The organism is Lentzea indica (assembly GCF_012184385.1).
Lineage (GTDB): Bacteria > Actinomycetota > Actinomycetes > Mycobacteriales > Pseudonocardiaceae > Lentzea > Lentzea indica.
In genome coordinates this window covers 17,188-28,676 of record NZ_VSRL01000105.1, presented here as the reverse complement: position 1 = coordinate 28,676, position 11,489 = coordinate 17,188, and the positions used below count along the sequence as shown (strand labels likewise).

Here is an 11,489-nt window from a genome sequence, read left to right as displayed (position 1 = left end):
CTGGCCGAGCTGACGGGGTTGAGCCCGGTCGAGCTCGCCGAGGCCGTCCGGACGGTCGAGCTGCTCGGCGTGGCCGGTCCCCCGGTTCTCGACGACATGCCCGCGCCCGCGCGGGCGGCTTTGCATCTTCGGGCAGCGCGGTCGTTGCGCACGCACGGCGCTACGGACCGGGTGGTGGCCGATCATCTGCTGGAGACCTCACCGGACTGGAGCCGTGGGCGGGCGAGGTGCTCGACCGGGCCGCGCAGGAGGCGGTGAACCAGGGCGACACGTCCGGTGCCGCGCGGTTGCTGTGGCGGGCGTTGCGGGAGCCGGTGGCGAACCCGTCGCGGGCGTTGCGGCTGCTGGGCATCGCCGAGCTCGTCGGCAACCTTCCCGGCGCCACGGCCCGGTTGCGCGAGGCGTTCCAGTCCGATGAGGACGATGCGGAATCCGCGGTGGCGCTCTCTTACGCCCTGCACGCGGAGGGAAAGCCGGCCGAGATTCCGGAGGTGCTTTCGGGCAGTTCGCCGTGGGCCCAAGCACATCTGGCGGTGCACGGGCTGGCGTGGCAGGAAGCCGTGCCGTCGTCGGTCTCGCTCGACACGCCCGCCGGGGTGCTGCACCACGTGATGGTCGGTGACATCAGCGCCTCCGAGGCGGTTCAGCTCGTGTCGGCCGACAGCACCGTGTCGTCGCTGGCGTCCGCGATGACCTTGAACCTCGCCGACTCGCTGGACGCGGCACTGGCCCTGCTGGACGACGTGGACCGCGCCCAGCCGCCGGCACTTCGCGCGCTGACGTACGTGATGCGCGCGAACGTCCAGCGCCGCAAGGGAGATCTCGTCTGCGCCCGCGCCGACCTCACGCTGGCAGGCGACCACCTGCGCCAGGACCGGCGCTGGCACGCGGTGTCCACCTGGCACGCCGCGCTGCTCGCCGACATCCTGCTCGAGGAAAGCCGCCTGGACGAGGCCGCTCTGTTGATCGCCGAGGCCTCGACGGACGAAGCACGACGCGTGTGGTCGTACGGCGGACTGCTGACCGTCCGCGGAAGGCTGCTGACCGCGCGCGGCGACGACCACGACGCGTTGGAGGCGTTCCTGGCCGCTGGACGGCATTGCGCGTCGTGGCCCTACCGCAATCCCGCCGCTCTGGCGTGGCGTTCCGGTGCGGCGCTGGCCTGTGCGGCGATGGGTGACGGTGAACGGGCTCGCGAGCTCGCTCTGGAAGAAGTCTCGTTGGCACGCGCGTGGGGTGCGCCGCGCGCGTTGGGCATGGCGTTGCGGGCGGCGGGCCGGGTGACCGCGGGAACGGCCGGGCGGACGCTGCTGGAAGAGGCCGTGCGTGTGCTGCGGTGCTCCCCCGCCCGCCTGGAGCTGGCACGCGCGTTGGTCGATCTCGGCGTGGTCCTGCGGCGTCAGGCAGACACGTCCGGTGCACGCGCATCTCTGCGTGAGGCGTTGGATCTTGCGCAGAAGTGCGGATCTTCCGCGATGGCAGCGCGGGCGTACTCCGAACTGGTGGCGACGGGCGCCGGACCTCGGCGAATGCGGCAGACCGGGCCGACGGCGCTGACCCCGACCGAACACCAGGTGGCCGCTTTGGCGGCGCGTGGACGTTCCAACGAAGAGATCGCGTCGACGTTGCTCATGCCCGCGGACGCCGTCGAGGGCGTGCTGTCCGGGATCTACCGCAAGCTCGGTGTCTCCGGCCGTTTGCAGCTGTCGGAAGCACTCGACGTGGACTGATCGTCCAGGAGCTGCCGGATGGCGGCGGCGTCCCCGGCTCTGCGCTGGGCCTGGCACAGTTCGAGGGCCTGCTGCCAGGTCGCCCGTGCCAGGTCGTGGTGCCCGAGAGCGTGGTGGGTGTGGCCCATGCGCTCGAGGATGTTCGCCTCGAGGTAGTCGTGACCGATGTCGCGGAACAGTCCGAGCGCCTGCCGGTAGTGGTCGAGGGCCTGGGACAGGTCACCGGTGTGGTGGGCGATGTAGCCGAGGGTGTCGAGTGCGTCCGCTTCCACCTCGCGGTCGTGATGGCGGCGAGCCGACGTCAGTGCGTTCTCGCAGTGGGTGCGTGCCTGCTCGTACATCCCCAGCTGGGCCTGGTCCCAGCCCACCTGGGCGTGTGCCCACGCCTCCTGGGCCGACAGGCCGATGTCCTGGAACAGACGGAGGGCGGGAACGGAGTGCCGTAATGCCTGCCGGTAGTCGCCACGGCCCTGCCACAGACTGGCGAGGATGTGATGGACGTGAGCCTGGCCGGGAACATCGCCCGTCTGTTCGCTGATCGCGAGAGCACCATGGAGCAGGCGTAGGCCTTCGGAATGAAGCCCCAGTCCCCCGCAGTCGTTGCCGAGATGTCTTCGGGTCATCGCCTGAGCGCCTCTGTCGTTCGTGTGGTCCGCGGCGGCCACCGCCGCCCGCCACACGGCTACGCCGTCGTGATAAGTGCCCCGTCTTCGAAAGAACGTGTCCAACGACCAGGCCACCTGCCAGACCTGGGCGTGCCTACCCTGTTCCGCGGCCAGTTTCTGCACTGCGAGAAGGTTCGGGAGCTCGGTGGTCAACCACGCCGCCGCCACTGTCTCGTCCTCGAACTCGTGCGGAACGGCACCCTCCGCGGGCGATCCGATCGCGATCGGTTGACGCAGCGGAGCGAGCGTTCGCTCAGCGGCGTACGCGGTGTGCACGTAGAAGTCGATCACCCGCTCGACCGCGGCGGTGTCGTGGTACGCACGTTCAGCCGCGTACAGCCGGACGAGGTCGTGCATCCGGTAGCGACCCGGCGCGTGCTGAGCGACCAGGTGTGCCTGTTCCAGTTCGCGCAGACACGTGCGGACGCGGGCGGCGGGCAACGCGGTGAGGCTCGCGATGGCAAGCAGGCCGATGTCCGTACCGGGAGCAAGCCCGAGAGCGCCGAACACGGCGGCCGCCTCAGCGGACAAAGCGTTGTAGGACCACGAGAACACGGCCCGCAGGCTCACCAGGTCCTCGCCGGCGTCCAGGGCGTCCAGCAGGTCGTTCTGCTCGCGCAGTTCGTCGGCCAGGACGGACAACGGGAAGTCCGGATGCGTGGTGGCGCGGGCGGCCACGATGCTGATCGCCAGCGGCAGGCCCGCGCAGCGGGTCAGCAGCTCGGTCGTCACGCCGGGTTCCGCGGCCAGCCGGTCCTCGCCGATGTGCGTCGCCAGCAGCCGGTGTGCCTCCTGGTCGGTCAGCCGGTCCAGCTTCAGCGCCCGCGCGCCGTGCGCGGCGACCAGGCCGCTGAGGTGCCGGCGGCTGGTGACCAGCACGACGCACGTCGGGCTCCCCGGCAGCAACGGGACCACCTGGGCGCTGTCGGCCGCGTTGTCCAGGAAGATCAGCATCCGCTTGCCTGCGACCAGGCTGCGGTACAGCCCGGCCTGCGCGTCCACGTCGACCGGGACGGCGGAGGGAGCGACGCCGAGCGCGTCGAGGAAGCCGCGGATCGCCGTCGCGGCGGGCATCGGCTGCCCGGTGGGGTCGAAGCCGCGCAGGTTGACGTACAGCTGTCCGTCGGGGAACCGGTCGAGGTGCTGGTGCGCCCAGTGCGACGCCAGCCAGGTCTTGCCCATCCCGCCGAGCCCACCGACCGCTGTGATCACCACGGTGTCCTGTCCCAGGGCGGCATCGAGCTCGGCCAGTTCGCGGGTTCTGCCGGTGAACAGGCGCGGCCGGGCCGGAAGCTGGTGCGGTACCGCGATCTGCGGCCTGTGTGGCACGGTCAGCGCCGGGTCGGTCGCCAGGATCTGCTCGTGCAGGCGCCGCAGCGGCGGGCTGGGATCGGTGCCGAGCTCGTCGGCCAGCAGCTTGCGCACCTGCTGGTAGTGCTCCAGTGCGTCGGCAGGGCGGCCGCCGCGGTACAGGGCCAGCATCAGCTGAGCCGCCAGGCGTTCGTCCAACGGGTTCTCGTCCGCCCACTCCGCCAGATCAGGCAGCAGTGCGGCGTGCAAGCCGAGGCGGAGCTGGACGTCGACGAGCTCGAGCCGGACCGCGTGCCGGTGCTGAACCAGCGTGGCGCGCAGGGAATCCAGCCAAGCAGTGGTCAGACCGGCGAACGGTTCCCCTCCCCACAACTTCAGCGCCTCCTCGAGCAGAGTGGCGGCGCGACCGTCGTCACCGGCGGCGCGGCCGTCGTGCACGAGCCGGCGAAACCGGTGCAGATCAACGGTCTCCGGCTCGACGGTGAGCTGGTAGCCGGTCGACCTGCGGGCGATCGTCACACCCGCGGGCACCAAAGCGTTGCGGAGCATGGTCATGCTGTGCTGGACGGCGGCGCGCGGCTTGCGCGGAAGGCGGCGATCGCTCCACACCCGGTCCACCAGCTGGTCGACGGACACCACCTGGTTCGCCTCGACCAGCAGCACCGCCAACACCGATCGCAGTTGCGCGTAGCCGATCGCGAGCGGATGACCGTGAACCTGTGCCGCGACATCACCGAGCAGGCGGAACCGCACCGTCATCTGGTTTCCTCCCCGCGCCCCCGGAGAGCATGCTTACCGGGTCTGATCAACTCGCTCAAGCTCTGCCGTCGCGCTGCGAACGTTCGGGCTAGGCAGGTGCGGGCTGTCGGCGCAGGGAGGAGGTCACATCACGGCCAGATCTGCCACCACTGGTCGTTGTAGCCGAGGATGCAGTTGTAGCTCACGGCGTTCGCGCCGTTCTGGCCTTCGCCCGAAGGAACGGCGAGGCAACGGCCGCTCTTGTAGTTGCGCAACCGGTAGTGGACGTTGTCGGGCATGAGCTCGGGCAGCCACCACTGGTCGTAGTAGCTGTCGACGCAGTCGTACTGCACGACGGGCTTCCCGTTGTTGGGGTTCGCCGCGGCGACGCATCGATCGGTGCGCTGGTTGCGGAGCCGGTAGTAGCCAGGAGCGGCCGCGATGGGCTCGAATCGCCAGTACTGGTCGGTGTACGAGGAGTAGCAGTCGTAGTGGACCAACGGCTTGCCGTTGCGGTTGTCCGCCGAGTTCACCGCGAGGCACTTGCGGTGGTAGTTGTTGATCAGGTTCTGGTACGTGCCGGGGTTGATGCCCTGTACCGCCGGCGGTTGCTGCTCCACGGCCACGGCCGCGGCCGGTACGAGGAACAGCGCTGCCGCCGCGGTCACCGCGAGCGTCAACGCCTTGCGCAACCAGATTCTCATCCATCCTCCAGTGAGCGAGGCCGGTCTGACCCGCTCAGCCTCGCCCCCGGCACGGGAGCAGTTCGTTGGCACCGCGTGAGTGCCCTGGTCACGGTGGTTCGGACCCGATCGGCCGATGGTTTCCGTTGCAACGTTCGGCCTATCGTGCTGCGCATGGCCAGCGACCTGCAGCGACGCAAGGTGACAGTGGTGTTCGGCGCGATGGACGCCAACGGTGACGGCTACCTGGACGAGAGCGACTTCCGCGCCCTCACCGCGCGCTGGGTGTCGTTGCGCGGCAGCGACGAGGAGCTGCTGTCCGGGGTGATGATGGGCTGGTGGGCGACCCTCTCGGCCGCCGCAGGCCAGGACCGTGTGACGGTGGACAACGTCCTGAGCATCGTGGACGCACTGCCGAAGACCCCGGAAGCGGTCACCGACACCGCGGACGCGATGTTCGCCGCCGTGGACGAGAACCGCGACGACTACATCTCTTCTGACGAGTACCAGACGATGATCACCGCCTGGCTCGGGCAGGACAGTGCCACCGACTTCGCTTCGCTGGACTTCGACGGTGACGGCAGGCTGTCGCGCGAGGAGTTCGCCCAGCTGTGGCTGGAGTTCTGGGCCGGCGACAACGCGGAGGCCGCCGGCACCTACGTCTTCGGCCCCGTCTGAGCGGGCTGCCCAAGGTCCTGCCCGTTGATCGCCGAGCCACCCCGCGCCTGGCCCCGCTGGCGTCTGCAAGTACCACCAACTCAACATCAACAGGCGCGTAACTACTACCAACAGGTCGCTTCAGGCCCGAGCACACGGTGTCGGTTCCGTGGGTGAAGAAACATGTTGGGTGTAGTTGAAGGCGATTCGATCAAGAGTTGGCGGTACTTGCAGATGCTCTCGGCGCCAACGAACCGCTGAGGTTGCGGACTGGACTTCTAGCCAGATGCTTAGGAATGGACGAGGGTGAAGAACTCCTGACGTGACGCGGGATCCTTCCGCAGCACGCCCTGCAGCGCGGAGGTGACGGTGCGGGATCCGTTGACCCGCACGCCTCGCAGCGTCATGCACATGTGCTCGGCCTCGATGACAACGCCGACTCCCTTGGGCCGCAGGTGTTCCTGCAGCCAGTCGGCGACCTGCTTGGTGAGCCGTTCCTGCACCTGCAGGTCGCGGGCGAACATCTCCACGACCCGCGCGAGCTTCGACAGACCCAGGATCCGTTCGCCCGGCAGGTATCCGACGTGCGCGACGCCGTGGAACGGCAGCATGTGGTGCTCGCACAACGACTGCACGGGAATCCCGCGCGCCAGCACGAGCTCGTCGTAGCCCTCGTCGTTGGGGAACGTCGTGAGGTTGAAAGCTCGCGGTGTGAGGAGCTCCGCGTACGCCTCGGCGACGCGGCGCGGTGTGTCGGCCAGGTGCACCGAGTACGGGTCCTTCCCCAGTGCCTTCAACAGGTCGGCCACCGCCTGCCGCGCCGCCTCGACGTCGACCGGCTCGGTCATCGGCTCGCCAGCCTGGACAACGCCAGTGCGCCGACCAGCAGACCGAAGTCGCGCAACGCCACGTCGTAGTAGCCGGGCAGGGTCAACAGGTTGATGATGATCCCGAGCAGCCAGGCCGCGACGACCAGCCCGCCCCACTTCGGCAGGACCGCCACGAGCACACCGGCCACGATCTCGATCACGCCGACGACGTACATGGCCGTCTGCGGGCTGCCGGGGACGATCGAGTCGATCCACGGCGCCAGGTAGACGGGCCAGTCGACGAGCAGGTTGAAGAACTTGTCCAGCCCGAACAGGATCGGCGCCACCGTGAACACCGTGCGCAGCAGGATGAACGCCTGCGTCGCCGGGTCCGCGCGCGTCAGGACCGTCATGACTCCTCCTTCTAACGACAACTTGAGCTAACGTTAGAGCCGCAGGCAGAATTTAGTCAACAGAAGTGGGTTTTAGAGATGGCCGACCACGTTGCCGCCGTCGCGACTCTCGACGAGCCGAACCGGCGCAAGCTCTACGACTTCGTGGTGCGGCAAACCGCGCCCATCAGCAAGGACGAGGCTTCCGAGGCCATCGGCCTGCCCCGCACGACCGCGGGGTTCCACCTCGACAAGCTGGTCGAGATGGGGTTGCTGGACGTGGTCCACCAGCGCCGTTCCGGCCGGACCGGGCCGGGCGCCGGACGGCCGGCGAAGCTCTACCGGCGGTCGGGCGAGCAGATCGAGGTGTCGTTGCCCGATCGGCGCTACGAGGCCGCGAGCCATCTGCTCACCGATGCGTTGCTGGAATCGGAGAGCACGGGCGAGCCGGCGCGCGAGATCTTGAACCGGCGCGCCTACGAATGGGGCTCAGACCTGGCTGCTGCCGCGGACGGCGATGTCGTGCAGTCGTTGAACGACCTGGGCTTCGAGCCACGGGCCGAAGGGAAGTCGATCCTGCTCGGCAACTGCCCGTTCCACAGCCTGGCCCAACGGCACACGCAGCTGGTGTGCGGGATGAACCTGTGCCTGGTCAGCGGCCTGCTGGACGGGATCGCCGCGACCACCCACACCGCCAGCCTCGACCCCACCCCCGGCCACTGCTGCGTGAGACTGGACCAAGCTTGATGAGGGGAGCTTCCATTGAAAGCTCCCCTCATCGATCACGCGCCGTCTTCGAGGTCGCCCTCGGTCTCCAGGTAGGCGGCACGGAGGGCGTCCAAAGTGGACGGCTCCGGGTGCTCCCACATCTTGCGGTCGGCCGCCTCCAGGAGGCGCTCGGCGATACCGTGCAACGCCCAAGGGTTCGAGGTCTGCAGGAACTTCCGCGTCTCCGGGTCGAGCACGTAAGTCTCGGTCAGCTTCTCGTACATCCAGTCCGCGACAACGCCGGTCGTGGCGTCGTACCCGAACAGGTACTCGACCGTCGCTTGGAGCTCGAACGCGCCCTTGTAGCCGTGCTGCCGCATAGCCCCGACCCAGCGGGGGTTCACCACGCGGGCGCGGAAGATCCGTGAGGTCTCCTCGGTCAACGTGCGCGTGCGGACCGCCTCCGGACGCGTGCTGTCACCGACGTACGCGGCAGGAGCCTTGCCCGTCAGCGCCTTCACCATCGTGACCATGCCGCCGTGGTACTGGAAGTAGTCGTCCGAGTCGGCGATGTCGTGCTCGCGGGTGTCGATGTTCTTGGCCGCCACCGCGATCCGCCGGTACGCCGACTCCATGTCCTCGCGCGCCGCCACACCGTCGACCCCGCGTCCGTACGCGTAACCGCCCCACACCGCGTAGACCTCGGCGATGTCCGACGAGTCGCGCCAGTTGCGGCTGTCGATCAACGGCAGCACGCCCGCGCCGTACGCGCCGGGCTTGGAGCCGAAGACGCGCAACGTGGCCCTGCGCTGGTCGCCGTGCTCCTCCAGGTCCTTGAGCATGTGCGCCCGCACGAAGTTCTGGTCCGCTGGCTCCTCGAGTGCGGCCACCAGCTGCACCGCATCGTCCAAAAGGGACACAACGTGCGGGAAGGCGTCACGGAAGAACCCGGAGATGCGGACCGTGACGTCGATGCGCGGCCTGTCCAGCTCCTCCAACGAGATCACTTCGAGGCCCGTGACTCGACGAGACTGGTCGTCCCACACCGGCCGCACGCCCAGCAGCGCGAACACCTCGGCGATGTCGTCGCCTGCCGTGCGCATCGCGGACGTGCCCCACACGGAGAGACCGACGGACGGCGGCCACTCACCATCGTTCTCGGAGCGGTAGCGCTCGAGCAGCGAGTCGGCCATCGCCTGACCGGTCTCCCACGCAAGGCGTGACGGGATGGCCTTCGGGTCGACCGAGTAGAAGTTGCGGCCGGTCGGCAGCACGTTCACCAGGCCGCGCAACGGCGAACCGGACGGGCCGGCCGGGATGTAGCCGCCGTCCAGCGCGTGCAGCACGTTGGTCATCTCATCCGTGGTGCGCGCCAATCGAGGCACGACCTCGACAGCAGCGAACTCCAGGATCTTCTGCACGTCAACAGATTCGTGCAGACCCGCGGCAGCCGACGGATCCCAGCCGGCGTCCTCCATGGCCTGGACGAGAGCGCGCGCCTGTTCCTCAACGGCATCAACGTCTTCGCGAGAGGCGGTCGTGAGCCCCAGCGCTTCCCGCAGGCCGGGCAGCGCGGCGACCTGACCACCCCACATCTGCCGTGCCTGCAGCATCGCGAGCACGAGGTTGACCCGCACCGAGCCCGTCGGCGCCTCACCGAGGATGTGCAGGCCGTCGCGGATCTGGACGTCCTTGACCTCGCACAGCCAGCCGTCGACGTGCAGCAGGAACTCGTCGAACTCCGCGTCGTGCGGCCGGTCGTCCAGGCCGAGGTCGTGGTCGAGCTTCGCGGCCTGGATCAACGTCCAGATCTGCGCGCGGATCGCGGGCAGTTTGGACGGGTCCATCGCGGAGATGTTCCCGTACTCGTCGAGCAGCTGCTCCAGCCGCGCGATGTCGCCGTAGCTGTCGGCGCGGGCCATCGGCGGCACCAGGTGGTCGACCAGCGTGGCGTGCGCGCGCCGCTTCGCCTGCGTGCCCTCGCCGGGGTCGTTGACGAGGAACGGGTAGATCAGCGGCAGGTCGCCGAGCGCGGCGTCCGTGCCGCAGGACGCCGACATGCCGACGGTCTTGCCTGGCAACCACTCCAGGTTGCCGTGCTTGCCGACGTGCACCACGGCGTCCGCGCCGAACTGCGACTCGATCCACCGGTACGCCGCGAGGTAGTGGTGCGACGGCGGCAGGTCGGGATCGTGGTAGATCGCGATCGGGTTCTCGCCGAACCCGCGCGGCGGCTGCACGATCACCACGACGTTGTTCGACCGCAACGCCGCCAGCACGATCTCGCCGTCCTTGGACTTCGAGTGGTCGACGAACAACGAGCCCGGCGCGTCGCCCCAGTGCTCCTGCATCGACTCGCGGAAGCCCTCCGGCAACGTCTCGAAGAACGCCCGGTAGTCGGCCGCCGCGATGCGCACCGGGTTGCTCTCGAACTGCTCCTGCGTGAGCCAGTCCGCGTCCTGGCCACCGGCGGCGATCAGCGCGTGGATCAACGCGTCGCCGTCCAGCTCCTCCACACCCGGCAGCTCGGTGCCGATGTCGTACCCGTGCTCCCCCATTGCCTTGAGGAGGCGCACGGTGGACGCCGGGGTGTCCAGGCCGACCGCGTTGCCGATCCGCGAGTGCTTGGTCGGGTACGCCGACAGCATCACCGCGATCTTGCGCTCGGACACCGGGATGTGGCGAAGACGGCCGTGCCTGACCGCGATGCCGGCGACGCGCAGCGCCCGTTCCGGATCGGCCACGTACACCGTGAGACCGTCCTGGTCGATCTCCTTGAACGAGAACGGAACCGTGATGATCCGGCCGTCGAACTCCGGGATCGCAACCTGGGTCGCGGTGTCCAAAGGAGACAGTCCGTCGTCGTTCTCGTCCCACGAGTCACGGCTCGACGTGAGGCACAGCCCTTGCAGGATCGGCACGTCGAGCGCGGCCAGCGCCCCGACGTCCCACGCGTCGTCGTCGCCACCGGCGGACGCCTTCGCGGGGTTCGTGCCACCGGCCGCGAGCACGGTCACGACCAGCGCGTCGGCCTTCCTCAGGGTGTCGAGGAGTTCGGGCTCTGCCGTGCGCAGGGACGAGCAGAAGACCGGAAGCGCCTTGCCGCCCTTGGCCTCGATCGCGTCACACAGTGCGTGCACGAACGCGGTGTTCCCGGCCACGTGGTGCGCGCGGTAGTAGAGCACCGCGATCGTCGGGCCGGTCCCTTCGGTTTCGCGTTCGAGGACGCCCCACGTGGGGGTGGCTGCGGGCGGAGCGAACCCGTGCCCGGTCAGCAGGATCGTGTCCTCGAGGAACTTGTGCAGCTCGGTGAGGTTCGCCGGCCCGCCGTGCGCGAGGTAGAGATGCGCCTCGGCGCAGACGCCACCGGGCACCGTCGACAGCTCCATCAGCGCCGCGTCCGGCTGCTGCTCACCACCGAGCACGACCACCGGCAGCCGCTCGCGAGCAGCCAGTCCAGCCCTTCCTCCCACATCCGGCGTCCGCCGAGGATGCGCACCACCACGAGGTCGACCCCGTCGACGAGCGCAGGCAGGTCCTCGGTGGTGAGTCGTGCGGGGTTGCCGAGCCGGTACTCGGCTCCGCTCGCCCGTGCCGACAGCAGGTCGGTGTCGGAGGTCGACAGCAGCAGAATCACGCAGGCTCCATCCCTCGTGGGGTCCTCGCCCCAGGTTGCGGGTGACAGACGAAGCGGAGTTCCTGACTCCCAGCGGCTGTGTTCGCTGGTCACAGTGGCGGGACCGCGCCGGATTCACACCGGCTTCCTCCTGCGCTTCGTCGTTCGGGCTCACCCTAA

At 69.0% G+C, this 11,489-nt stretch carries 8 protein-coding genes, 1 pseudogene and 1 riboswitch; of the genes and pseudogenes, 4 read left to right on the top strand and 5 right to left on the bottom strand.

Features of this window, described 5'->3' with window-relative positions; all coding sequences use genetic code 11:
* The coding region (locus FXN61_RS26385; RefSeq protein ID WP_223165604.1) for a hypothetical protein at nt 1–258 on the top strand (258 nt) is incomplete at its 5' end.
* Nucleotides 228–1,730 carry a LuxR family transcriptional regulator gene (locus tag FXN61_RS55695; RefSeq protein ID WP_167976718.1) on the top strand — a complete coding sequence of 501 codons (1,503 nt, stop codon included), beginning with the start codon at nt 228–230 and terminating at the stop codon, nt 1,728–1,730. The genes FXN61_RS26385 and FXN61_RS55695, both read left to right, overlap by 31 nt.
* Here FXN61_RS55695 and FXN61_RS26375 read toward each other — a convergent pair.
* Nucleotides 1,670–4,465 (bottom strand): AfsR/SARP family transcriptional regulator, encoded by a 2,796-nt coding sequence (locus FXN61_RS26375; RefSeq protein ID WP_167976717.1) that lies wholly within the window; start codon nt 4,463–4,465, stop codon nt 1,670–1,672. The genes FXN61_RS55695 and FXN61_RS26375 overlap by 61 nt on opposite strands.
* Before the next feature lie 128 nt (nt 4,466–4,593).
* Entirely contained in the window at nt 4,594–5,148 is a 555-nt protein-coding gene (locus FXN61_RS26370) for an RICIN domain-containing protein (protein ID WP_167976716.1), read from the bottom strand.
* A 75-nt stretch (nt 5,149–5,223) separates the two neighbouring features.
* On the opposite strand from FXN61_RS26370, the gene FXN61_RS26365 reads away from it, so the two are divergent.
* Nucleotides 5,224–5,805: an EF-hand domain-containing protein gene (locus FXN61_RS26365; RefSeq protein WP_376770739.1), complete on the top strand. Its 582-nt coding sequence runs from the start codon at nt 5,224–5,226 to the stop codon at nt 5,803–5,805.
* A gap of 269 nt (nt 5,806–6,074) precedes the next feature.
* Here FXN61_RS26365 and folE read toward each other — a convergent pair whose 3' ends face one another.
* Nucleotides 6,075–6,632, bottom strand: coding sequence for a GTP cyclohydrolase I FolE (gene folE / locus FXN61_RS26360; protein WP_167976715.1), 558 nt, complete (start codon nt 6,630–6,632; stop codon nt 6,075–6,077).
* Nucleotides 6,629–7,006, bottom strand: coding sequence for a DoxX family membrane protein (locus tag FXN61_RS26355; protein ID WP_167976714.1), 378 nt, complete (start codon nt 7,004–7,006; stop codon nt 6,629–6,631). The genes folE and FXN61_RS26355 overlap by 4 nt, the downstream gene beginning before the upstream one ends.
* 78 nt (nt 7,007–7,084) lie before the next feature.
* On the opposite strand from FXN61_RS26355, the gene FXN61_RS26350 reads away from it, so the two are divergent.
* Entirely contained in the window at nt 7,085–7,732 is a 648-nt protein-coding gene (locus FXN61_RS26350; RefSeq protein WP_167976713.1) for a helix-turn-helix transcriptional regulator, read from the top strand.
* Nucleotides 7,733–7,767: 35 nt separating this feature from the next.
* On the opposite strand, the pseudogene cobN reads toward FXN61_RS26350, so the two are convergent.
* Nucleotides 7,768–11,330: pseudogene (cobN, locus tag FXN61_RS26345) on the bottom strand (cobaltochelatase subunit CobN).
* A gap of 8 nt (nt 11,331–11,338) precedes the next feature.
* Nucleotides 11,339–11,485, bottom strand: a riboswitch (adenosylcobalamin (AdoCbl) riboswitch).
* Between the last annotated feature and the right edge of the window lie 4 nt (nt 11,486–11,489).